Annotated in this window: 20 protein-coding genes; 9 read left to right on the plus strand and 11 right to left on the minus strand. The window is 73.1% G+C overall.

Annotated features, from left to right (window positions below; genetic code table 11):
- Positions 1-18 precede the first annotated feature (18 nt).
- Positions 19-492 carry a nitroreductase/quinone reductase family protein gene (locus ACFY2Z_RS09830; protein ID WP_390743651.1) on the minus strand — a complete coding sequence of 158 codons (474 nt, stop codon included), beginning with the start codon at positions 490-492 and terminating at the stop codon, positions 19-21.
- A complete protein-coding gene (locus ACFY2Z_RS09835) occupies positions 489-1,664 on the minus strand; it encodes an acyl-CoA dehydrogenase family protein (protein ID WP_390743652.1) in 1,176 nt (391 codons plus the stop codon). The genes ACFY2Z_RS09830 and ACFY2Z_RS09835 overlap by 4 nt, the downstream gene beginning before the upstream one ends.
- Before the next feature lie 99 nt (positions 1,665-1,763).
- Here ACFY2Z_RS09835 and ACFY2Z_RS09840 point away from each other — a divergent pair, with 99 nt between their 5' ends.
- Complete coding sequence (locus ACFY2Z_RS09840; RefSeq protein ID WP_390743653.1) at positions 1,764-2,939, plus strand: acetyl-CoA acetyltransferase; 1,176 nt, start codon at positions 1,764-1,766, stop codon at positions 2,937-2,939.
- 45 nt (positions 2,940-2,984) lie between these two features.
- On the opposite strand, the gene ACFY2Z_RS09845 is transcribed toward ACFY2Z_RS09840, so the two are convergent.
- The 3 genes from ACFY2Z_RS09845 to ACFY2Z_RS09855 all read right to left on the minus strand — a co-directional run bounded on the left by ACFY2Z_RS09845 (position 2,985) and on the right by ACFY2Z_RS09855 (position 6,129).
- Positions 2,985-3,305, minus strand: coding sequence for a hypothetical protein (locus ACFY2Z_RS09845; RefSeq protein ID WP_390743654.1), 321 nt, complete (start codon positions 3,303-3,305; stop codon positions 2,985-2,987).
- Positions 3,306-3,460: 155 nt separating this feature from the next.
- Positions 3,461-4,477 (minus strand): hypothetical protein, encoded by a 1,017-nt coding sequence (locus ACFY2Z_RS09850; RefSeq protein WP_390743655.1) that lies wholly within the window; start codon positions 4,475-4,477, stop codon positions 3,461-3,463.
- Between the two features lie 110 nt (positions 4,478-4,587).
- The gene (locus tag ACFY2Z_RS09855) at positions 4,588-6,129 is read right to left on the minus strand and encodes a long-chain fatty acid--CoA ligase (RefSeq protein WP_390743656.1); all 1,542 of its coding nucleotides are present in this window, start codon (positions 6,127-6,129) and stop codon (positions 4,588-4,590) included.
- Between the two features lie 168 nt (positions 6,130-6,297).
- Between ACFY2Z_RS09855 and ACFY2Z_RS09860 the strand changes: the two genes are divergently transcribed.
- From ACFY2Z_RS09860 to ACFY2Z_RS09870, 3 genes are all read left to right on the plus strand, one after another.
- Entirely contained in the window at positions 6,298-6,945 is a 648-nt protein-coding gene (locus ACFY2Z_RS09860; protein WP_390743657.1) for a TetR family transcriptional regulator, read from the plus strand.
- A gap of 72 nt (positions 6,946-7,017) precedes the next feature.
- Complete coding sequence (locus ACFY2Z_RS09865) at positions 7,018-8,514, plus strand: carboxylesterase/lipase family protein (protein WP_390743658.1); 1,497 nt, start codon at positions 7,018-7,020, stop codon at positions 8,512-8,514.
- Positions 8,515-8,581: 67 nt separating this feature from the next.
- On the plus strand, positions 8,582-9,238 hold the full coding sequence (locus ACFY2Z_RS09870; protein ID WP_390743659.1) for a pyridoxal 5'-phosphate synthase: 657 nt from the start codon (positions 8,582-8,584) through the stop codon (positions 9,236-9,238).
- Positions 9,239-9,424: 186 nt separating this feature from the next.
- Here ACFY2Z_RS09870 and ACFY2Z_RS09875 read toward each other — a convergent pair whose 3' ends face one another.
- The 3 genes from ACFY2Z_RS09875 to ACFY2Z_RS09885 are packed head-to-tail and all read right to left on the minus strand — an operon-like array spanning position 9,425 to position 10,904.
- The gene (locus ACFY2Z_RS09875; RefSeq protein WP_390743660.1) at positions 9,425-10,030 is read right to left on the minus strand and encodes a GNAT family N-acetyltransferase; all 606 of its coding nucleotides are present in this window, start codon (positions 10,028-10,030) and stop codon (positions 9,425-9,427) included.
- A 29-nt stretch (positions 10,031-10,059) separates the two neighbouring features.
- Positions 10,060-10,455, minus strand: a complete 396-nt coding sequence (locus tag ACFY2Z_RS09880) for a Zn-ribbon domain-containing OB-fold protein (RefSeq protein ID WP_390743661.1) — start codon at positions 10,453-10,455, stop codon at positions 10,060-10,062.
- Positions 10,452-10,904, minus strand: a complete 453-nt coding sequence (locus tag ACFY2Z_RS09885) for a DoxX family protein (RefSeq protein ID WP_390743662.1) — start codon at positions 10,902-10,904, stop codon at positions 10,452-10,454. The genes ACFY2Z_RS09880 and ACFY2Z_RS09885 overlap by 4 nt, the downstream gene beginning before the upstream one ends.
- Before the next feature lie 238 nt (positions 10,905-11,142).
- Here ACFY2Z_RS09885 and ACFY2Z_RS09890 point away from each other — a divergent pair, with 238 nt between their 5' ends.
- The 4 genes from ACFY2Z_RS09890 (at position 11,143) to ACFY2Z_RS09905 (ending at position 16,480) form a co-directional block, all read left to right on the plus strand.
- The gene (locus ACFY2Z_RS09890; RefSeq protein ID WP_390743663.1) at positions 11,143-12,342 is read left to right on the plus strand and encodes a flavin-containing monooxygenase; all 1,200 of its coding nucleotides are present in this window, start codon (positions 11,143-11,145) and stop codon (positions 12,340-12,342) included.
- A gap of 405 nt (positions 12,343-12,747) precedes the next feature.
- The gene (locus ACFY2Z_RS09895; protein ID WP_390743664.1) at positions 12,748-14,973 is read left to right on the plus strand and encodes an acetate--CoA ligase family protein; all 2,226 of its coding nucleotides are present in this window, start codon (positions 12,748-12,750) and stop codon (positions 14,971-14,973) included.
- A 31-nt stretch (positions 14,974-15,004) separates the two neighbouring features.
- Positions 15,005-15,820 (plus strand): enoyl-CoA hydratase/isomerase family protein, encoded by an 816-nt coding sequence (locus tag ACFY2Z_RS09900; protein WP_390743665.1) that lies wholly within the window; start codon positions 15,005-15,007, stop codon positions 15,818-15,820.
- A gap of 54 nt (positions 15,821-15,874) precedes the next feature.
- Positions 15,875-16,480 carry a flavin reductase family protein gene (locus ACFY2Z_RS09905; RefSeq protein ID WP_390743666.1) on the plus strand — a complete coding sequence of 202 codons (606 nt, stop codon included), beginning with the start codon at positions 15,875-15,877 and terminating at the stop codon, positions 16,478-16,480.
- 62 nt (positions 16,481-16,542) lie between these two features.
- Here the strand turns inward: ACFY2Z_RS09905 and ACFY2Z_RS09910 are convergent, their stop codons facing one another.
- Positions 16,543-17,847 (minus strand): MFS transporter, encoded by a 1,305-nt coding sequence (locus ACFY2Z_RS09910; RefSeq protein ID WP_390743667.1) that lies wholly within the window; start codon positions 17,845-17,847, stop codon positions 16,543-16,545.
- Between the two features lie 70 nt (positions 17,848-17,917).
- Between ACFY2Z_RS09910 and ACFY2Z_RS09915 the strand changes: the two genes are divergently transcribed.
- Entirely contained in the window at positions 17,918-18,946 is a 1,029-nt protein-coding gene (locus tag ACFY2Z_RS09915; RefSeq protein ID WP_390743668.1) for a GlxA family transcriptional regulator, read from the plus strand.
- Here the strand turns inward: ACFY2Z_RS09915 and ACFY2Z_RS09920 are convergent.
- Together ACFY2Z_RS09920 and ACFY2Z_RS09925 are read right to left on the minus strand one after the other, a co-directional pair.
- Positions 18,936-19,985 carry a Zn-dependent alcohol dehydrogenase gene (locus ACFY2Z_RS09920; RefSeq protein WP_390743806.1) on the minus strand — a complete coding sequence of 350 codons (1,050 nt, stop codon included), beginning with the start codon at positions 19,983-19,985 and terminating at the stop codon, positions 18,936-18,938. The genes ACFY2Z_RS09915 and ACFY2Z_RS09920 overlap by 11 nt on opposite strands.
- Before the next feature lie 22 nt (positions 19,986-20,007).
- Positions 20,008-21,162, minus strand: coding sequence for an acyl-CoA dehydrogenase family protein (locus tag ACFY2Z_RS09925; protein ID WP_390743669.1), 1,155 nt, complete (start codon positions 21,160-21,162; stop codon positions 20,008-20,010).
- Positions 21,163-21,177 lie beyond the last annotated feature (15 nt).

Here is a 21,177-nt window from a genome sequence, read left to right on the forward strand (position 1 = left end):
GGTGCGCCGACCGCGCGATCAGCGCCGTACGAGCCGGAAGAGCCGGATCTCGCGCTCCACCCGGGCCTGATAGGTCGCGTACGGCGGCCAGAAGGCGAGCACCGCCCGCCAGGCCGCCGCCCGCTCCTCACCCGCGAGCAGACGAGCCGTGACCGGGACCTCCTCTCCCTTCCAGCTGATCTCGGCGTCGGGGTGGACGAGGAGGTTCGCGGTCCAGGCCGGGTGGCCGGGCCGCCCGAAGTTGGAGCCGACGAGGAGCCAGCCGCCGCCCTCCTCCGGCATGCACGCGAGCGGCGTACGGCGTTCGAGGCCGCTCCTCGCGCCGGTGCAGACGAGGATCACGCCCGGCAGCATCCGCGCGCTGGGCAGGACCCTGCCCCGGGTCAGCCGGTGCACCGTACGGTCCAGCGCGGGCACGACATGCGGCGCGACCTTCGCGAAGGCCCGCGCGGAGGACACCTTCTGCACGATCCGCACACCCAGGGCCGTCACACCGCCACCTCCGTCTCGATGAAGAGCCGTGCCGTGCCGGCCGCGTGCGCCCGCAGCCGGTGGGCGGGGCCGAACAGCAGCTCGTCCCCGGCCGCCCGCTTGAAGTACAGATGTGCCTCGTGCTCCCAGGTGAATCCGATGCCGCCGTGCAACTGGATCCCCTGGCCCGCGGCGGTGCGCAGCGCCCGGAGGGCCTGGGCGAGCGCGAGACCGCCGACCCGCTCCCCGTGCCGGGTGGCCCAGGCCGCGTAGTACGCCGCCGAACGCGCCGCCTGCACCCGGACGTAGACATCGGCCAGCCGGTGCTGCACGACCTGGAAGGAGCCGATCGCCCGGCCGAACTGCTCCCGCCGCTTGACGTACTCGACGGTCCTCTCCAGCACCCGGTCGGCGGCCCCGGCGGCCTCGCAGGCCAGGACGGCGGCGGCACGGTCCCCGACGGAGGCGAGCGCCCCGGTCACGTCGGCGCCGTCCGCCCCCAGCAACTCTGCCTCCACGTCCCGTAGTTGCACGCGGGCGCAGGGCCGTGTCGCGTCGAGGGCGGTCTGCCGTGTCCGCACCCCGCCCTCCCGCACCAGGAACAGCAGGGTGCGGGACCGGGCGAACCCGCCGGTGTGCGCGGCGACAACCAGGAGGTTGGCGCTGTGCCCGTCGAGCACCTGCCCGGCCTCCCCGTACAGCCGCCAGACACCGTCCGCCCGCCGGGCCTGAATGCCGCCGGCGCGTCCGCCGCCCGCCCAGTCGCCCCGGTTGTCGCCGACGAGGCCGAGGGCGGTGGCGAGGGCCGTCCCGGGCACGGCGAGGGCGGCGGTCAGTTCCCCGGAGGCCAGATGGGGCAGCAGCTCGGCGCGCTGGGCGTCGGTGCCGAGGGTGTGCAGCAGGGGCGCGGCGAGGACGGCCGTGGACAGCAGCGGGGAGGGGGCGAGGCAGCGCCCCGTCTCCTCGCAGGCGAGGGCGAGTTCGGTGGTGGTGCAGCCCGCCCCGCCGTAGGTCTCGGGGAGTGCGAGCCCGGTCAGCCCGAGCTGTCCGGCGAGGGTGGCCCACAGGGCGGGGTCGTACCCGGCGTCGGTGTCGGCGGCGGCCCGGACGTCCTGCGGCCCGCAGCGCCCCGCGAGCACCTTGCGCACCGTACGGCGGATCTCGTCCTGTTCGGCGGTGAAGCGGGTGTCCATGGGCGGGTCCCCTCTCCGGCTGACGCCCCGTCATGTTAGGGGCGGCGGCCTTCGGCTGCACAGGTCCGGCGGCGAAAAATCTGATGTACCGTCAGATTCATGAGTGCTGCGACGACTCGGCGGAGGACCGCGATCGCCGGGGTGTCCCTGTCCGACTGCGGCCGGCTCGACGAGGCGACGCCGTACGCCCTGCACGCCCAGGCCGCCCGCCGCGCGCTGGCCGACTCCGGGCTGGACCGCTCGGTGATCGACGGCTTCGCCTCCGCGGGCCTCGGCACCCTGGCCCCGGCGGAGGTCGCCGAGTATCTGGGGCTACGGCCCACCTGGGTCGACTCCACCTCCGTCGGCGGCTCCACCTGGGAGGTCATGGCGGCCCACGCGGCGGACGCGATCGCGGCGGGCCACGCTCGGGCGGTCCTCCTGGCCTATGGCTCGACGGCCCGCGCGGACGTGAGAGCGGGCCGCCGCACCGGCACCCTGTCCTTCGGCACACGCGGGCCCCTGCAGTTCGAGGCTCCCTACGGCCACACGCTCGTCGCCAAGTACGCGATGGCCGCCCGCCGCCATATGCACCGGTACGGCACCACGCTCGAACAGCTCGCCGAGGTGGCGGTGCAGGCGCGGGCGAACGCGGCCGCGAACCCGGAGGCGATGTTCCGCACGCCGGTCACCGTCGGCGAGGTCCTGTCCGGCCCGATGATCGCGGACCCCTTCACCAAGCTGCACTGCTGCCTGCGCTCCGATGGCGGGGCGGCGGTGCTGCTGGTGGCGGAGGAACTCGTACGCGACTGCCGTACGGCTCCGGTGTGGGTGCTCGGGACCGGGGAGCACGTCTCCCACACGACTATGTCCGAATGGCCCGACTTCACCGTGTCCCCCGCGGCGGTCAGCGGCCGTCTCGCCTTCGGGCGGGCGGGCGTACGCCCCCAGGAGATCGACTTCGCGGAGATCTACGACGCCTTCACCTATATGACCCTGGTGACGCTGGAGGACCTCGGGTTCTGCGGGAAGGGCGAGGGCGGCGCGTTCGTGGAACAGGGGCGGCTCCTGGTGCGCGGCGGACGGCTGCCGGTGAACACGGACGGGGGCGGCCTCTCGGCCCAGCACCCCGGTATGCGGGGGTTGTTCCTGCTGGTGGAGGCGGTACGGCAGTTGCGGGGAGAGGCCGGGGAGCGTCAAGTGCACGCAGTTGACGGAGAGTTGCCCCGACTGGCCGTGGCGTCCGGTACGGGGGGCTGGTTCTGCTCGTCGGGGACGCTGGTGCTGGGGCGGTGAGCCAAAGGGCCGGGCGCCCTTGCGGGACCGCCGGCGACCTCGCTGTCAGAAGGCGAAGTCGGTCGTCCTCAGCACCCGCGCCGACCCGATGCGTCCCAGCAGCGCGGGCAGCGGTCTGCGCAGCCGCTGCCGGTCGGCCTCCAGAGCGGCCTCCAGATCCGCGCGGGCATAGAGCCGACCCCGGCTGACGACGGCCGCGAGCCCATCCGACGGGTCGGTGCGCGATGTGGGGTCGCCCCGGTAGACGAGGAGATCGGCGGGCGCGCCCGGGGCGAGCGTGCCGAGTGCCGGTTCGCCGAGTCCGGGGCCGAGGACCTTTTCCCCGGCCCCTGGTGGCGATGCGCCACACCTCCGGGGCGGGCACACCGGCCCGCTCGAACAGCCGCATCTCCGCGTGCACGGCGTGCCCGGGGACGGTGAGCAGTACCGCGGCGCCCACCGCAGCGCCGGTATGAGGGCGGCCGCCGCGGTCGTGAGCCGGTGCCGCCGCGGCCGGGCCGGGCGGGGTGGAGCGGGGCGGATCAGGCGCCCAGGGCGTGGACCATGTTGACGATGGCGGTCATCTGCGGGGCGCTCTTCACCGCGTAGTCGGAGCCGGTGTAGCCGAACCAGTCCCAGCAGCCCTGGGGGTTGACGGGCCAGATGCTGGAGACGGCCTGCGGGTAGAGGACCACGAGGTCGTTGGTGTCCGCGTAGGTGTCGAGGTTGCCCTTCTCGGCGAAGGCGGTGCCGAGCAGTTGCTGGCCGGACAGGCAGCCGTGCAGGGCCACGACCAGCTTGCAGGCGGCGCCCTGGGCACAGGTGGGCGGGACGTAGAGCTGCCCGGTGGTGTCCATGGACAGGGCCCGGGCGGAACCGCCGGGGACGTAGGCGTTCTGGTCGAAGTGGGTGAGGGTGCCCTGCGGGGTGCCGGTGTTGCGCGGGTTGACCCCGCCCAGCCAGGCGGTGAGCATCTCGCGCTGCGGGTCGTCGTGGCAGTCGTTGAGGAACGGCGGCAGGGTGAGCGCGCAGGGGACGACCCCGTCGGGCGTGGGCCAGGAGTGTCCGGCCGGATCCCAGTTGTGGTAGGTGACGTCGGCGCCGTAGTGCCGGTAGAAGTCGACGCCGGCTTGGGAGACCAGCGGGTTGACGACCGGGTCCAGATAGCCGTGGTACGTGTAGACCGGCTTGCCCGCCAGGTGGGAGACGGGGTCGATGCGGCCCTGAGCCGCCCAGTCGTCGGCCTGGCGCTCCAGAGCGCCGACGCCGAGTCCCAGGTCGCAGGTGACGAACTTGATCACGTTGCCCTGGCCGCAGTCGTACGGCCCGGCGGCGACGACCCCGGCGCCGTCGAAGGTGTCGGAGTAGGCGACCTGGAGCTGGGTGGCCATGAAGCCGCCGGAGGAGACTCCGGTGACGTAGGTGCCGGTGATGTTCAGTTCCGGCAGGGGCGGGGTGGCGGCCTGGGCCGGTGCGGCCAGGCCGACGGCGGCCAGCGCGGCCGTGGCGCCGAGGACGGCGACGGCCTGGGCGGCTCTGCGCAGGGAGCGGAACCTCATTGTGCACACTCCGTTGGGTGGGGAGGACGGGTACCGCCCGGACGGGCGGACCCGGGCAGGGGGCGGCGACGGCCTGCGGAGGGCACCAGAGGCCGTGCCTGCGGCGCGGCTCAGCCGGACCGCTCGACGGTGGGGTCGGACAGGGTGATCGCGCGCCGGAGGATCTTGCCGGTCGGGCCCTTCGGCAGGGCGGCGGCGATCCGCACGATCCGGGGGTACTTGTACGGGGCGACCTGGGCACGGACGAAGTCACGCAGTTCGTCCGGAGTGACGGCGGCGCCCGGCCTGAGGGCCACCACCGCGGCGATCTCCTCGCCGTGGGTGGGGTGCGGAACACCGATGACGGCGGCCTCGGTCACGGCGGGGTGCTGGTGGAGGACCTCCTCGATCTCGCGTGGGTAGACGTTGAAGCCGCCGCGGATGATCAGTTCCTTCTTGCGGTCCACCACCCGGAACAGTCCGTCCGGGTCACGGACGCCGATGTCGCCCGTGCGCAGCCAGCCGTTCACGATGGTCTCGGCGGTGGCCTCCGGGCGCCGCCAGTACCCCTTCATGATGTTGTGCCCGCGGATCGCGATCTCGCCGGGCTCCCCGTCCGGGAGCGGTCGGCCCCGGTCGTCCTGGATCCGCATCCGGACCCCCTCGATCGGGGTGCCGATGGTGCCGGGGCGGCGGGGTCCCTGGGGATGGTTGAACGAGGCGACCGGGGAGGTCTCCGAGAGGCCGTAGCCCTCCAGCACCGTGCACCCGAACGCCGCTTCGAAGCCGTGCAGGACCTCGACGGGCAGGGCGGCGCCACCGGAGACGCACAGCCGCAGCGAGGAGGTGTCGGTGGTCCGGGCCGCGGGATGGGCGAGCAGGGCGGCGTACATGGTCGGTACGCCGAGGAAGACGGACACACGGTCCCGTTCGAGCATCGCCAGCACATCGGCGGGGTCGAACCGGGGCAGCAGGGTCAGGCAGGCGCCCGCCGCCACGGCGCACATGAGGCCGACGACCTGGCCGAAGGAGTGGAACAGGGGCAGACCGCCGAAGACCACGTCGCCCTCCGTGAGTTGCAGGAGGGTCCGGGCGCTGACCTCGGTGTTGCGCACGAGGTTGCGGTGGGTGAGTTCGGCGCCCTTGGGGGTGCCGGTGGTACCCGAGGTGTAGAGGATGACGGCGGTGTCCCGGGCGGCGCGGTCGGCCGGCTCGGGCACGGGTGCGTACTCCGCCAGCAGGTCGGACAGGCTCTCGCGGCCCACCGCCAGGCACGGGGTTCCGCAGGCCTCGGCCGCCGTCCGCCCCTCGGCGGCGTACTCCTCCCAGGCGAGCAGCAGTACCGCGCCGGAGTCGGTGAGGTAGTGGTGGATCTCGCGGGCCTTCAGCAGCGGGTTGACCGGCACCACGACGGCACCGGCGCGCAGGATCCCGAAGTAGAGGACGGCGAAGGCCGGAACGTTCGGCGCCATCAGCCCGACCCGGTCACCGGGGCGGACCCCCTGGGCGCGCAGGACGGCGACCATCCGCGCCGAGGCCTCCGCCAGCGCGCCGTATCCCAGGGATTCGGCCCCCAGCCGCAGGGCGATCCGCTCGGGAGCCCGCTGCGCCTGCGCGGTCAGCAGGGTCGCGAGGTTCTCGGGCACCGCGGGGTTCGGGACGGGACGGGTCACGGGAGGGCTCCCTCGGAGGATCGCGGCCGGCTGCCGCTGCGGACGGACGTCCAGGTAACCAACGAATCGATTGGTTGTTTCCGGATCGTTGCGAGCTACCATCCGGCCTCTGCGCTACGGTGTCAACCAATCGATCGGTTGGAATCTCGACGAATCCCAGGAGCAGCCATGGACCTTCCCGCATGGGAACCCCGCCGGGTCGTCGCCATGGCAGCGGACCTGCCCGACGGCGTCACACCCCCCGGCACCCGCGGCCGGATCCTGGAGGCCGGGCTCGAACTGTTCGCCGAGTCCGGGTTCGCCGGCGCCTCGATCCGGCAGATCGCGGGCATGGTCGGCATCAACTCCGCGACCCTGTACGCGCATTACCCCTCCAAGGGGCATGTGCTGGCGGAGCTGGTGCGCATCGGCCACGAGGAGATGTGGGCCCGGCTGACCGAGGCCGCCGCCCGCACCCGGGACGACAGCGCCGCCCGGCAGCTGGCCGCCCTGGTCCGTGCCCATGTGCTGGTCCACACCGACTATCCGCTGCTGGCGGTCGTCACCAACGGTGAACTGCACGCCCTGGACCCCGAACTGGCCGCGCCCTCGCTCCGCCTGCGGGACGAGTGCCGCCGCCTGCTCGCCGAGATCCTCGAACGCGGCCTGAAGAACGGCGAGTTCGGCGTGGACGATCCCCTGCTGGCGGTCACGGCCATCGGTGGCCTGGGTGTCCAGGTCGCCCACTGGTTCGGGCCGGCTCTCGACCGCACCCGCGAGCAGGTCGCCGACCAGTACGCGCGGTTCGCCCTGCGGATCGTCAACGCCGATCAGTGAGCGCACCGGCTTCACCCCCGCCGACGGCGGGCGGAGCCTCTGCGTCCCCTCCCGCTCTGTGAAGGAGTGCCCATGCGACCGGTCCTCGTCGGCTCCTACGGCTCCGTGCGCGGCACCCTGGGCCCCACGGGTGTCGCCTGCTTCCGGAACATCCCCTATGCCGCCCCGCCCACCGGGCCGCTGCGCTTCGCGCCGCCCCGGCCGCCGGTCCCGTGGGACGGGATCCGGGACGCCGGCGCCTACGGCCCCACGGCCCCCAAGGCCCCCTACGCCGAGCCGATGGACCGCCTCATCCCGGAGGCCGACATCCCCGGTGAGGACTTCCTCAACCTCAACGTCTGGACCCCCGATCCGGCCGCGCGCCTGCCCGTCATGGTGTGGATCCACGGCGGCGCCTTCAGCAACGGCTCCGGTTCCGTCCCCGGCTACGACGGCACCGCCTTCGCCCGTGACGGCGTCGTCCTGGTCACTCTCAACTACCGGCTGGGCGCCCAGGGCTTCCTCCACCTCGGCCCCCACGACACCGCACCGGCCAACCTCGGCCTGCTGGACCAGATCGCCGCCCTGGAATGGGTCCGGGACCACATCGCCTCCTTCGGCGGCGACCCCCGGCGCGTCACGGTCTTCGGTCAGTCGGCGGGTGCCATGAGCATCGGCGCGCTGCTCGCCATGCCCGCGGCCGAGGGGCTGTTCCGGCGCGCCGTGCTCCAGAGCGGCGCGGCCCACCACACCCTGTCCCCCGGCTCCGCCGCCCTCGTCGCGGCCCGTCTGGCCGCGATCCTGGGCGTCCCGCCCACGCGGCCGGGCCTCGCCGGCGCGCCCGTCGCACGACTGCTGGCCGCACAGCAGCGGCTGCGTGCCGAGATCTCCGCGCGCCCCGACCCGGCCCTGTGGGGCGAGGCCGCCCTCAATCTGATGCCCTTCGAACCGGTGGTGGACCAGGACACCCTGCCCCTCGCGCCCACCGAGGCGATCGCCCAGGGGGCGGCGGCGGGCGTCGATGTCCTGGTGGGCTGCACCCGCGACGAGTTCCGCCTGTTCACCGTGCCCACCGGGCTGGACCGCCTGGTGACCGACGACCATGTGGAGCGCGCCGCCACCGCGTACGGTCTGCCACCCGGCCGTGGCGTGCCCGCGTACCGCAAGGCCTTCCCGGAGGCGACACCGGGCGAGCTCCTCGCGGAGATCGCCACCGACTGGTTCTACCGGCTGCCCGCCCTGCGCCTGGCCGAGGCCCGGGCACGCCACGGCGCCCGCGCGTTCGTCTACGAATTCGCCTGGCCCTCCCCCGCGTTCAACGGCGCGCTCGGCGCCTGCCACACCACCGACGTCCCCTTCGTCTTCGACAATCTGGCCGACCCGGGCTTCGCACCCCTGCTCGGCGACGCCCGGCCGCAGCACCTCGCCGACAGCGTGCACGCCGCATGGGTGTCCTTCGCCGCCACGGGCGATCCGGGCTGGCCCGCCTACCGTGAAGCGGACCGCGCGGTCCGCCACTTCGGTACGTCACCGGGGCTCGAGCACGACCCCCGCCGCAGCCTGCGGACCCTGTGGGAAGGCGTGCGCTGAGGCCCATGCCCTCGGGCCGGACCGGAACCTGCCCGGCGCTGTCGGACCCGGCGGCGATACTCGGAGCATGGGAACGGATCTTCACGAGCTGCTCAGGTCCCTCCGGGTCTGGGACGTCGAGCTGCCCTCCTTCGACCCGGCGACGGCGCCCGAGGACCCGTTGGCGCTGTTCACGCGGTGGTTCGCGGAGGCGGTGGCGGCGGGGCAGACCGAGCCGCACACGATGTCGCTGGCCACGGCGGACGCCGACGGCACGCCCGATGTCCGCGTCGTGATGCTGCACGGAGCGGACGCGCGGGGGTGGGCGTTCGCCACGCACGCGGACAGCCGCAAGGGCCGCCAGCTGGCGGTGCGGCCGAATGCCGCGCTGAACTTCTACTGGCCCGTCCAGGGCCGCCAGGTCCGGGTGCGCGGGCCGGTGACGGCCGCGCCCTCGGCGGAGGGCCAGGCGGATCTGCACGCCCGATCGACCGGCGCGCTGGCCGCGGCGCTCACAGGCCGCCAGAGCCAGGTGCTCGAATCGGCTGAGGAGTTGGCGCGGGCCTCGCCGGAGGCATGGGAGCGGGCGCGGCGCGAGCCGGACGCCCCGGTCCCGTCCTGGACGCTCTACCACCTCCGGCCACAGGAGGTGGAGTTCTTCCAGGGGGACGCGGGACGCCGGCATGTACGGCTGGTCTACCGCCGGGAGGGCGAGGGATGGACCCGGCAGCTGCTGTGGCCCTAGGAGGTGTCTGACAATTCCCGCCGGGGGCGCGATGTCTGGCACGGCACCTCGCCGCGCTGTCGGATCACCCGAGTGCGTCCGGTACGCGGATGATCCACCGCCTTGCGATGCTCCCCCGGCTACCGCTGGGAGGCGCCCCCGCGCCGGACGCCGTGCGCTGATCCGGCGCGAACTGTCAGACACCGCCTAGGAGAGATCCGGTTCCGGGTCGCTCGCGATGCGGGCGTGGAGATGCGCGTCGCGGAACGCGTCCTGGCGGCCGCTCTCGAACATCGCCCCGCGCATCGTCCCCTCGTAGCGGAAGCCGCATCGTTCCGCGATCCGGCAGGACGCCTCGTGGCCCAGGGCGTGGCCCAGTTCCAGGCGGTTGAGGCCCAGGTCGGTCAGGGCCCAGTGGGCGGCGACGGCCAGGGCCCGGGTGGCGACGCCCTGGCCGCGGGTCTCGGGCAGCACCCAGTAGCCGACGCGGGCGACGCTCAGCACATGGTCGATCACGTTGACGCCCATCTGCCCCAGCGTCGTGCCGCTCGCCGCGTCCGTGATCCGGAACGTCGCGTTCGTCCCCTCGGCCGTGTCCGTCGCCTTCGACCGCAGCGACTGGAGCGCGTCCGCCCGGTCGCGCACGATCCTCAGCGGAGTGTTCCACCGCACGAAGTCCGGGTCGGTCAGCCCGCGGAACCATGCGTCCAGTTGCTCCTCCGACTCCGGGTCCCAGGCGGTGAGCCGCAGGCCGTGGCCCTGGAGTTCGGGGAGGGGGGACGGGTCGGGAGACTTCCGGTGTATGTCGGCCATGGGGCCATTGAATCAACCTCCCGCCGCGCTCAGGGCCCCGGCGGCCGGAACACCGGCACCCCCTCCCGGAACGCCGCCTCCAGCGCCATCCCCACCCGCAGCCGGTCCTGTGCGCATTCCACCACCTCGGTCATCATCCGGGGCCCCTCCACCAGGTCGACCACGGCGGCGACATACGGGGTGCGCTCCGCGAAGGGCGGCAGGTCGTTGCGGTGGACGACGGACCAGGTGTGGAGGGCGGCCCGCCCGCTCGCCCGCTCCCAGGTCACGTCCTCGCTCCAGCAGTACGGGCAGAACTCCCGCGGGTAGTGGTGAGCGCGGGCGCATGCCGCGCAGCGGCGGATCAGCAGCCGACCCTCGGCTGCCGCGTCCCAGTAGGCGCGGGTGAAGGCGTCGGCGTCGGGGAGGTCGAGGCGCCCGGTCACCGGAACAGCCCGAGCGCGCTGTCCAGGGACCACGTCTGCCACGCCATCCCGAACAGCCCGGCCAGCGAGATGAGCGCCATCATCGAGTTCTGCCCCTGCTCGGCCCAGTCATGGATCATGAGGACGAAGTAGAGGACGTTGAGAAGCAGGCCGCCGACCAGGGCGACCGGGGTCAGGAAGCCCGCGATCAGGCCGAGCCCGAGGGCCAGTTCCGCGTGGACGACCACGTACGCCATCGTCCGCGGCCGGGGTGCGACCATCGTGTCGAAGCCCCTGCGCACCGCGGCCCACCGGTGCCCGGACGCGATGTCCGCGGCCCACGCGATGCCGCTGCCTCGCTCGAACCACGCCTTCTTGTCCTTGTGCCGCCAGCTCTCCAGCCACCACAGCCCGAGCCCGATGCGGAGCACCGCGAACCATTCCGCGCCGGTGAGCCAGATCGTGTCCATGAGCACATCCACCCCCACCGGCCGAGTATCTGACGGTACGTCAGTTCAGCGCACGGGCGGCCGCCTCGCAAGAGGTGGTCGCCGAGAAACCCTTTCGATCAATCCGCCGACGCGAACCGACACACCTCCGACCGTATGCCGCCAGTTCCCCACACGACTTCTACAGGCGTGATCAATTCGCAACCGATTCCGGTCTTGACCGAGACCCATCAATCATCAGCGGGGTTACGCTCCGCTCATGGCCGACTCGACTGCTGCTTCGCCGCACCCCGTGGTGCCCGTCCACGAGGACCGACCGGTCTACGTCATCGGCGGCGGGCCGGGTGGACTGGCCGCGGCCTGCGCGCTGCGCACCCGGGGCGTGCGGGCCGTCGTACTGGAGCGGTCCGACCGCGTCGGAGCGTCCTGGCGGCACCACTACGACCGGCTGCGTCTGCACACTACCCGGCGCCTGTCGGCCCTGCCCGGGCTGCCGATACCGCGGTCGTTCGGCCGGTGGGTGTCACGTGACAACGTGGTGCGGTACCTGGAGAAGTACGCCGAGCACCACCAGTTGGAGATCGTCACGGGCGTCGAGGTCTCGCGCGTCGAGCCCGCCCCGGACGGCACCGGCTGGCTGCTGCACGCCACCGGCGGCCGTCGGCTGACCGGCAGCGCGGTCGTCGTCGCCACCGGCTACAACCACACCCCGCACGTGCCCGACTGGCCCGGCCTCGACGCCTACACCGGCGAGTTCCTGCACGCCGGCGAGTACCGCAACGCGGACCCCTACGCCGGGCGCGACGTCCTCGTCGTCGGCGTCGGCAACACCGGCGCCGAGATCGCCGTCGACCTGCTGGAGGGCGGGGCCGCACGGGTGCGACTGTCGGTACGGACGCCGCCGCACATCGTGCGCCGCTCGACAGCCGGGTGGGCCGCCCAGTACACGGGGGTGCTCGTCCGGCGGCTTCCGGTACGGCTCGTCGACCGGCTGGCCGGACCGACGGCGAAGCTGAGCGTGCCCGATCTGTCGGCGCAGGGGCTGCCGCGGCCCGAGACCGGGCTCTACAGCCGGGTCAACGAGGGCGCCATCCCGGTGCAGGACGTCGGACTCATCGACGCCGTGCGCAAAGGGCGGGTCGAGATCGTGGCGGCCGTCGACGGTTTCGAGGACGACAAGGTCGCCCTCGCCGACGGCAGCCGCATCGAGCCGGAGGCGGTGATCGCCGCCACCGGGTACGTCCGCGGGCTGGAGGCTCTCGTCGGCCACCTCGACGTCCTCGACGCCCACGGCAGGCCGGTCGTCCACGGCGCCCGTACCCCGCACTCCGCACCCGGCCTCTACTTCACCGGCTTCACCAATCCGATCAGCGGCATGCTCCGCGAACTGGCCCTGGACGCCCAGAAGATAGCGAAGGCGGTGGCCCGCCGCGTGGAGGCGGACCGGGCAGCCCCCTAGCCCGGAGCCCCGCAGCCCCGGAGACCCGCAGCCCCGGAGACCCGCAACCCCGCAGCCCCGGAGACCCGCAACCCCGCAGCCCCGGAGACCCGCAGCCCCGCAGCCCCGGAGACCCGCAACCCCGCAGCCCCGGAGACCCGCAACCCCGGAGACCCGCAGCCCCGCAACCCCGGAGACCCGCAGCCCCGCAACCCCGGAGACCCGCAGCCCCGGAGACCCGCAACCCCGGAGACCCGCAGCCCCGGAACCCCGGAGACCCGGAACCCCGGAGACCCGGCAGTGCGATTGCCCCCGGCCGACCACGGGCAGTCTTTGTCTGCACGGTCATTCCTGACATAGCGTCAGTTCCATTAATCTGACAGGACGTCAGTTATCGGAGCCGTCACACAGGAGCGGGGCGGATCGATGCTTGGATCAACCCATGGCAGCCTGACCACCGACTCCCGCCGGGCCCAGGTCGTCGCCTGCGCGGAGCGGACCTCGCCCGTGGTGCACGGCAGGCCCGCAGGCGCGGGGGAACTCGACGTCAGCGGCCGGCCGCTGTACGCCGCCGTCCCCGACCTGGACCGGTTCTTCCGGCCCGAGTCCGTCGCCGTGGTGGGGGCCAGTGACACCGAGGGGCGTCCCAACACCGGCATCACCCGGCAGCTGCTCTCCTGGGCCGAACGCGTGGGTGCCCGGCTGTACCCCGTGCACCCCACCCGCCGTGCCGTCTTCGGTCTTCCCTGCACCTCCCGTGTCACGGACCTGCCCGAACAGATCGATCTCGCCGTACTGCTCGTCTCCGATCCCCTTCCCGTCATCGAGGAACTCGGCGCGGCCAAGGTGCGGTTCGCCGTCGCCTTCGCCTCCGGTTTCGCCGAGACCGGTGCGCAGGGCGCCGCCGCCCAGGCCCGGCTCGCCGCGGCGGTGGAACGGTCCGGGATCCGGCTGCTCGGCCCCAACACCAATCTCAACGCCTTCGAGCGGTTCCGGGACGACCTCGACGGGCCGGCCATCGCGCTCATCACCCAGTCCGGTCACCAGGGGCGACCCGTCTTCGCGCTCCAGGAGCTGGGCGTCCGGCTCTCCCACTGGGCCCCGACCGGCAACGAGGCCGATCTGGAGACCGCCGACTTCCTCTCCTACTTCGCCGAACGGCCCGAGGTCGGCGCCATCGCCTGCTACATCGAGGGGCTGAAGGACGGCCGCTCCTTCCTCCTCGCCGCCGACCGGGCCGCCCGGCGCGGGGTGCCGGTCGTCGCGGTCAAGGTCGGACGTACCGAGACCGGTGCCCGCACCGCCGCCTCACACACCGGCAAGCTGACCGGTGCGGACGACGTGGTCGACGCGGCGATGCGGCAGTACGGGGTCATCCGCGTCGACGGTCTCGACGAACTCCAGGACACCGCCACCCTGCTGGCCCGGGCCCGCGCCCCGCGCGCGGACGGTGTCGTCGTCTATTCGATCTCGGGCGGCACGGGCGCGCACGTCGCGGACCTCGCGACCGAGGCGGGGCTGCGGCTGCCGGTGCTGTCCGAGGCCCGGCAGACCGAGCTGCACCGGTGGATACCCGAGTACCTGAGCGTGGCCAACCCCGTCGACAACGGCGGTCACCCGGTGGGCGACTGGCGCGGGCGGAAGATCATCGACGCGATCCTGGACGACCCGGAGGTCGGGGTCCTCATCTGCCCTGTCACCGGCCCCTTCCCGCCGCTGAGCGACCGCCTCGTACAGGACCTCGTGGACGCCGCGGAGCACACGGACAAGCTGGTGTGCGTGGTGTGGGGGTCGCCGGTCGGCACCGAGGCCGCCTACCGCGAGACGCTGCTCGGGTCCTCGCGCGTCGCCACCTTCCGCACCGTCGCGAACTGCCTCCTGGCCGTCCGCGCCCATCTCGACCACCACCGCTTCGTCGACGGCTACCGCTCCCCCTTCGACGAGGCCCCCCGCACCCCCTCGCCGTCCTTCCGCAAGGCCCGGGCCCTGATGCGGCCCGGGGAGCAGCTGAGCGAGCACGCGGCGAAGCAGCTGCTGCGGGCGTACGGCATCCGCGTACCGCGCGAGCAGCTGGTGACCAGCGCGGCCGCGGCCGTACGGGCGGCGGGGCTCGTCGGCTACCCGGTGGTGATGAAGGCGTCCGGCGCGCGGATCGCCCACAAGACCGAACTCGGCCTGGTGAAGGTCGGACTCACCTCGGCGAGCCAGGTCAGGGACGCCTATCGGGAGCTGACGGACATCGCGCGCTGCGAGGGGATCACGCTCGACGGCGTGCTCGTGTGCCAGATGGTGGAGCGCGGCGTCGAGATGGTCGTCGGCGTCGGCCACGACGATCTCTTCGGGCCCACGGTCACGGTCGGGCTCGGCGGTGTGCTCGTCGAGGTGCTGCGGGACGCGGCCGTGCGCGTGCCCCCGTTCGGCGAGGAGCAGGCGCGGGCCATGCTCGGCGAACTGCGCGGGCGGCCCCTGCTGGACGGGGTGCGCGGGCGCCCCCCGGCCGACCTGGACGCGCTCGTGGAGGTCGTGCTCCGTGTCCAGCGCATGGCTCTGGAGCTCGGGGACGCGATCGCGGAACTGGAGATCAACCCGCTGATGGTGCTGCCCAGCGGGCAGGGAGCCGTGGCCCTGGACGCGCTGGCGGTGTGCCGCTGAGGCCTGTGCCGGCCGGACGAAGAAACGGAGCATGATGACGCCCTCCCCCGAAGGAACCAATGAGTCATTGGTACGGCACACCACTGACAGCCACGTCCTCCGGCTCACCCTCAACCGCCCCGCATCCCTCAACGCCATCACCCCTGACCTGCGGGAACGCCTCATCCGAAGTTTCCTCGACGCCTCCGCCGACCCGGACGTACGGGCCGTGGTCCTCACCGGTGCGGGCCGCGGCTTCTGCGCGGGGGCGGATCTGCGCGGCGGCGCGGCGGCCGGTGAGCGAGTCCCCGGCGATGTCGCCCGGACCCTCCGCGAGGGCGCCCAGCGTCTGATCGCCGCGGTCCTCGACTGCGAGAAGCCGGTGATCGCCGCCGTGAACGGCACCGCCGCAGGGCTGGGCGCCCAGCTCGCTCTCGCCTGCGACCTGGTCCTCGCCGCCGAGTCGGCCCGGTTCATCGAGGTCTTCGTGCGCCGGGGGCTGGTGCCGGACGGCGGGGGCGCCTATCTGCTGCCGCGGCTGGTCGGCCCGCAGCGCGCCAAGGAGCTGATGTTCTTCGGTGACGCGCTGACCGCCGCGGACGCGGAACGTCTGGGCCTGGTCAACCGGGTGGTACCGGTGGACGGTCTGGAGCAGGCCGCGCACGCCTGGGCCGAGCGCCTGGCCGCCGGGCCGACCCGCGCCCTCGCGCTCACCAAGCAGCTGGTCAACGCCTCCTTGGACGGCGATCGTGCCACCGCGTTCGCCGCGGAGGCGGCGGCCCAGGAGATCAATATGACGACCGTGGACGCGAACGAGGGCGTGGCGAGCTTCGTGGAGCGCCGGGAGCCCCGCTATCGGGGGCGCTAAGACTCCCCGAGGGGGTTCACTTCTGACATGGCGTCAGCTTCAATGGGCGCTGTGATGGGACACGCAGGGATGGCGGCCTCCGCCGTCCGCTACCTCAGGTCGGTCGGGGCGCCCACGGTCGCGGAGCCCGTCGAGGCGCTGCCACGACCCGAGTTGCGGGCCGTCGGCGACGACGAACGGGCGCCGGTCGACCCGGGTGAGTTCCGGCGCGTCCTCGGGCACTTCGCGACCGGTGTCACCGTGATCACGGCGCCCGCCGGGGACGGCGAGAGCGGGCCCGCCGGGTTCGCCTGCCAGTCCTTCTCGTCCCTGTCCCTCGACCCTCCGCTGGTCGTCTTCCTGGTCGGCCGGGCCTCGCGGACCTGGCCGCGGATCGCCCGCGCGGGCGTCTTCTGCGTCAATGTGCTGGGCGCCCACCAGGGCGAGTTGTGCCGAGGGTTCGCGGTGAGCGGCGGTGACAAGTTCGCCGGCGTGGACCACGAACCCGCGCCGTTCTCCGGCTCCCCGTGTCTCGCCGGAGCGACGGCGTGGATCGACTGCGCGATCCACGCCGTGCACACGGGCGGAGACCATCTGATCGTGGTGGGCCGGGTGGAAGCTCTGGGGACCGGCGCAGGCACGGACGCTCCGCTGCTGTTCCACAAGGGCCGCTTCGTGTAACGAGGCGTCCTGCAAGGAGGCTTCCTGCAAAGAGGCTTCCTGCAAGGAGTCGCGGCGAGCGGTCAGGCGAGGGCCGGCACGCCCGCCGGCCGGCGGCGGATCACCAGCGCCATCAGGGCCGCCGCCGCGCACAGGGCGCCCGACGCGTACCAGACGACGTCGTAGGAACCGAACGTGTCCCGCGCGACTCCGCCGAGGAACGCGACCAGGGCGGCGCCGACCTGGTGAGAGGCGAGAACCCAGCCGAAGACGATGGCGCTGTCCTCGCCGTACTGCTCCCGGCACAGCGCCAGGGTGGGCGGGACGGTGGCCACCCAGTCCAGGCCGTAGAAGACGATGAAGAAGATCATCGGGGGGTGGACGGCGGGGGCCAGCAGTATGGGCAGGAAGAGCAGCGAGAGCCCGCGCAGGGCGTAGTACACCGCGAGCAGCCGGCGCGGTTCGAAGCGGTCCGTGAACCAGCCCGAGGCGATCGTGCCCACGACGTCGAAGACGCCGATGACCGCGAGCAGCGAGGCGGCCGTCGTGATCGGCATGCCGTGGTCGTGCTCCGCCGGCACGAAGTGGGTCTGGACCAGGCCGTTGGTGGAGGCGCCGCAGATCGCGAAGGTGCCGGCCAGCAGCCAGAACGGCCCGGTGCGCACCGCCGAGGCCAGCACGGTGAGGGCCCGGCGGGCGGCACCGCGCACGGGTTCCGGCCGGGGCACGAACTCAGCCGCGCCGTACGGCTTCTGGCCCACGTCCGCCGGATGGTCCCGCAGCAGCAGCCAGACGAAGGGGATGACCGCGAAGGCGGCGAGGGCCACCGCGCCCGCGGCCGGGCGCCAGCCGTGGTCCTGGACCATCCAGGACAGCAGGGGGAGGAAGACCAACTGCCCGGAGGCGGACGCGGCGGTGAGGATGCCGCTCACCAGTCCGCGGCGCGCGGTGAACCAGCGGTTGGTGACCGTGGCGGCGAACGCGAGCGCCATCGCTCCCGTGCCCAGGCCGACGAGCAGGCCCCAGCAGAGCATGAGCTGCCAGGCCGTGGTCATCCAGATGGTCGCGCCGGAGCCGAGCGCGATGACCGCGAGGGCCGCGGCGACGACCTTGCGGATGCCGAAGCGGTCCATCAGGGCGGCCGCGAAGGGCGCGGTCACTCCGTACAGCGCCAGGTTTACGGACACCGCCGCGCCGATGGTGCCGCGCGACCAGCCGAACTCCTGGTGCAGAGGGTCGATCAGCAGACCGGGCAGGGAGCGGAAGGCGGCGGCGCCGGTGATGGTCACGAAGGTGACGGCGGCGACGAACCAGGCCCGGTGGATACGGGACGGCGTCGTGTCGGCTCGGGATTCCTCTACGGCTGCGGCTTCGGTTGTCTGGGTCACTACTAGAGGATCCTGGCCGCACTTCCCTCGAACGAGTGGCCCGAAGGACAGCATTGTCTAGGATCGGGCCATGACCCGTGAGCCCGCGTTCCGGCCCCACCGTGTCGTCGTCCTCGCCCTGGACGGGCTGCTGCCCTTCGAGCTGGGCATCCCGCACCGGATCTTCGGGCGGCCCAAGGACGCCTCCGGACGGCATCTGTACGAGGTCCTCACCTGCTCGGTCCGGCCGCCGGGCCCGGTCGAGACCGAGGCCGACTTCACCGTCGACGTCCCGCACGGCCCGGAGGTCCTGGCCACCGCCGACACCGTCGTCGTGCCGGCGTCCTACGAGCTGGGTCCGGTCTTCGAGCAGGGCGTGCTCTCGGACGAGCTGGCCGCCGCGTTCGCGCACATCCGGCCCGGCACCCGGCTCGCCTCCATCTGCACGGGGGTCTACGTCCTCGCGGCCACCGGTCGACTCGACGGGCGGCCCGCCACCACGCACTGGGCCGAGGCCGAGCACTTCCAGCGGCTCTTCCCGCGGATCAAGGTCGATGCGAACGTCCTGTTCATCGACGACGGCGACATCCTGACCTCGGCCGGGGTGGCGGCCGGGATCGACCTGTGCCTGCACATGGTGCGCCGCGACCACGGCACCGCGGTCGCCAACGAGGTGGCCCGCCGTATGGTCGTACCGCCGCACCGCGACGGCGGCCAGGCCCAGTACATCCACCGGCCCGTGCCCGATCCGCAGCTGGCCACCACGACCGCCGCCCGCGCCTGGGCCCTGGGCCGCCTCCACGAGCCCATCCAGCTGCGGGACATGGCGGAACAGGAGGCCATGTCCGTACGCACCTTCACGCGCCGCTTCCGCGAGGAGGTCGGTGTGAGCCCCGGCCAGTGGCTCGCCAGACAGCGCGTGGAACGGGCCCGCCATCTGCTGGAGTCCACGGACCTGTCGATCGACCAGGTGGCACGGGACTCCGGCTTCGGCACGGCGCAGTCGATGCGGCAGCACCTTCAGACGGCGCTCGGGGTGACGCCCACCGTCTACCGTCGGACGTTCCGCACGGGTGCCGTGGACGAGGCCGGCGCGGCGGTGGCCGGTCTCAGAAGGTGAGGACCGCCCTCGCCACCCTTCCCTGGTGCGCGTCCGCCGCGGCCTTCTCGTAGTCCTCGACCGGGTACGTCGCCGTCACCAGCTCGTCCAGCAGCAGTCGGCCCTCGCGGTACAGCCGGGCGTATAGCGCGATGTCCCGCTGGGGGCGGGAGGAGCCGTAGCGGCAGCCCAGGACAGACTTGTCCAGATACATCGAGGACACGAGGAAGGTGGCCTCCGCGCCCGCCGGGGGCACCCCGAGCAGAATCGCCTGGCCATGGCGGTCCAGGGAGTCGATCGCCGCGCGGATCAGCTCCACCCGGCCCACGCACTCGAACGCATGGTCGACGCCGGTCGGCAGGAGGTCTCTCAGCCCGTCCGCCGAGGCCAGGAAGTCCGTCGCGCCGAACTGCCGTGCCACCGCCTCCTTCGCCGGGTTGGCGTCCACCGCCACGATCCGCGACGCGCCCGCGATCCGGGCGCCCTGGCAGACGTTGAGACCGATCCCGCCCGTGCCGATGACGAGGACGGTGTCGCCCTGGTCCACCCGCGCGCGGTTGAGCACGGCGCCCACGCCGGTCAGGACACCGCATCCGATCAGCGCCGCCGACGGCATCGGGATGTCCTCGGGGATGCGGACGGCCTGGACCGCCTTCACCACGGTGCGTTCCGCGAAGGCGGAGTTCGACGCGAACTGGTAGACCGGCCGGCCGCCCCAGGTGAACGGACGGCCGGGCCGGCCGATCGCCTCCCGGCACATCGTCGGCCGACCGCGGTCGCACTCCGCGCAGGCCCCGCAGTTCGCCAGGGTGGACAGCGCCACATGGTCGCCGGGCCGGACATGGGTGACCCCGTCGCCCACCGCCTCCACCACACCCGCGCCCTCATGGCCGAGCACCACGGGAACGGGGAAGGGTATGGTCCCGTCCACCACGGACAGATCGCTGTGGCACAGTCCCGCCGCCACGACCGCCACCCGCACCTCGCCGGGACCCGGGTCCCGTACCTCCAGGTCGTCCACCACCCGCGGCTGCGTACCGTCGTAGATCACGCCTCGTATCGCGTCTGGCATCGCCACTCCCTCAGGTCGCCGGTCCCCTGGGTTCCTTGGGCAGGCCGAGCACGCGCTCGGCGATGATCGTGCGCTGGATCTCGTCGGAGCCGCCGTAGACGGTGTCGGCGCGGCCGAAGAGGAACAGATGCTGGTCCGCGTCCAGTTCGTACGGGGACTGTGGTGTCCAGTCGGCCGGGCCCGCCGCCCCCGCGGCTCCTCGTACCAGCATCGCCAGTTCGCCCAGCCGCTGGTGCCAGCGCCCCCACAGCAGCTTGGCCACGCTGGGGGCGCCCGCGTCGGCCGTGCCGCCCAGGGTGCGCAGGGCGTTCCAGCGCATGGCCCGCAGTTCGGCCCACTGGGCGACGAGACGGTCGCGTACGACGGGGTCGTCGGCCGCGCCCGTCGCCACCGCCGTCCGCAGGATCTCGCCCAGCTCCCGGGCGAAACCGATCTGCTGGGCCAGGGTGGAGACGCCCCGTTCGAAGCCGAGCAGGCTCATCGCGACCCGCCAGCCCGCCCCCTCGCCGCCGACCACATGCTCGGCACGGGCCGTCGCCCCGTCGAAGAACACCTCATTGAACTCGCTGGTCCCGGTGAGCTGGCGGATCGGGCGGACCTCGACATGGCCGGGCTGGTCCATCGGCACGAGGAGGAAGGTCAGGCCGTGGTGGCGGCGGGCGGCCGGGTCGGTGCGGGCGAGGACGAAGCACCAGTCGGCCTGGTGGGCCAGCGAGGTCCAGATCTTCTGCCCGGTGACGCGGTACGTCCCCGGGGTGTCGCGTACGGCGGTGGTGCGGACGCCCGCGAGGTCGGAGCCCGCGCCGGGTTCGCTGTAGCCCTGGCACCAGAGTTCCTCGCCGCGCGCCACGGGGGGCAGGAAGCGGGACTTCTGCTCGGGGGTGCCGTGGGCGATGAGGGTGGGGGCGAGGAGGTTCTCGCCGATGTGGCCGGAGCGGGGCGGCGCGCCCGACCGCGCGTACTCCTCCGCCCAGACGACCTGCTGGGTGAGGGTGGCGCGGCGGTTGCCGTATCCGTCCTCGGGCCAGCCGAGGCCGATCCAGCCGGCGGCACCGAGGGTGCGTTCCCAGTCGCGCCGGCCGGTGTCCGGGGCGAGACGGGTCCGCAGCCAGGCCCTCGCCTCGGTACGAAAGGCCTGGTCTTCGGGGTTGGGGCCGAACTCCACGGTCACCGCCTCGGT

Source organism: Streptomyces sp. NPDC001222, assembly GCF_042896945.1.
In the GTDB taxonomy this organism is placed as follows: Bacteria; Actinomycetota; Actinomycetes; order Streptomycetales; family Streptomycetaceae; genus Streptomyces; species Streptomyces gibsoniae.

What these genes read in the sequence shown, in the direction of transcription:
- ACFY2Z_RS09835 (WP_390743652.1), bottom strand. Translation starts at nt 1,664, where the DNA reads ATGGACACCCGCTTCACCGCCGAACAGGACGAGATCCGCCGTACGGTG.
- ACFY2Z_RS09840 (WP_390743653.1), top strand. Translation starts at nt 1,764, where the DNA reads ATGAGTGCTGCGACGACTCGGCGGAGGACCGCGATCGCCGGGGTGTCC.
- ACFY2Z_RS09850 (WP_390743655.1), bottom strand. Translation starts at nt 4,477, where the DNA reads ATGAGGTTCCGCTCCCTGCGCAGAGCCGCCCAGGCCGTCGCCGTCCTC.
- ACFY2Z_RS09860 (WP_390743657.1), top strand. Translation starts at nt 6,298, where the DNA reads ATGGACCTTCCCGCATGGGAACCCCGCCGGGTCGTCGCCATGGCAGCG.
- ACFY2Z_RS09865 (WP_390743658.1), top strand. Translation starts at nt 7,018, where the DNA reads ATGCGACCGGTCCTCGTCGGCTCCTACGGCTCCGTGCGCGGCACCCTG.
- ACFY2Z_RS09870 (WP_390743659.1), top strand. Translation starts at nt 8,582, where the DNA reads ATGGGAACGGATCTTCACGAGCTGCTCAGGTCCCTCCGGGTCTGGGAC.
- ACFY2Z_RS09875 (WP_390743660.1), bottom strand. Translation starts at nt 10,030, where the DNA reads ATGGCCGACATACACCGGAAGTCTCCCGACCCGTCCCCCCTCCCCGAA.
- ACFY2Z_RS09885 (WP_390743662.1), bottom strand. Translation starts at nt 10,904, where the DNA reads ATGGACACGATCTGGCTCACCGGCGCGGAATGGTTCGCGGTGCTCCGC.
- ACFY2Z_RS09890 (WP_390743663.1), top strand. Translation starts at nt 11,143, where the DNA reads ATGGCCGACTCGACTGCTGCTTCGCCGCACCCCGTGGTGCCCGTCCAC.
- ACFY2Z_RS09895 (WP_390743664.1), top strand. Translation starts at nt 12,748, where the DNA reads ATGCTTGGATCAACCCATGGCAGCCTGACCACCGACTCCCGCCGGGCC.
- ACFY2Z_RS09900 (WP_390743665.1), top strand. Translation starts at nt 15,005, where the DNA reads ATGATGACGCCCTCCCCCGAAGGAACCAATGAGTCATTGGTACGGCAC.
- ACFY2Z_RS09905 (WP_390743666.1), top strand. Translation starts at nt 15,875, where the DNA reads ATGGGACACGCAGGGATGGCGGCCTCCGCCGTCCGCTACCTCAGGTCG.
- ACFY2Z_RS09915 (WP_390743668.1), top strand. Translation starts at nt 17,918, where the DNA reads ATGACCCGTGAGCCCGCGTTCCGGCCCCACCGTGTCGTCGTCCTCGCC.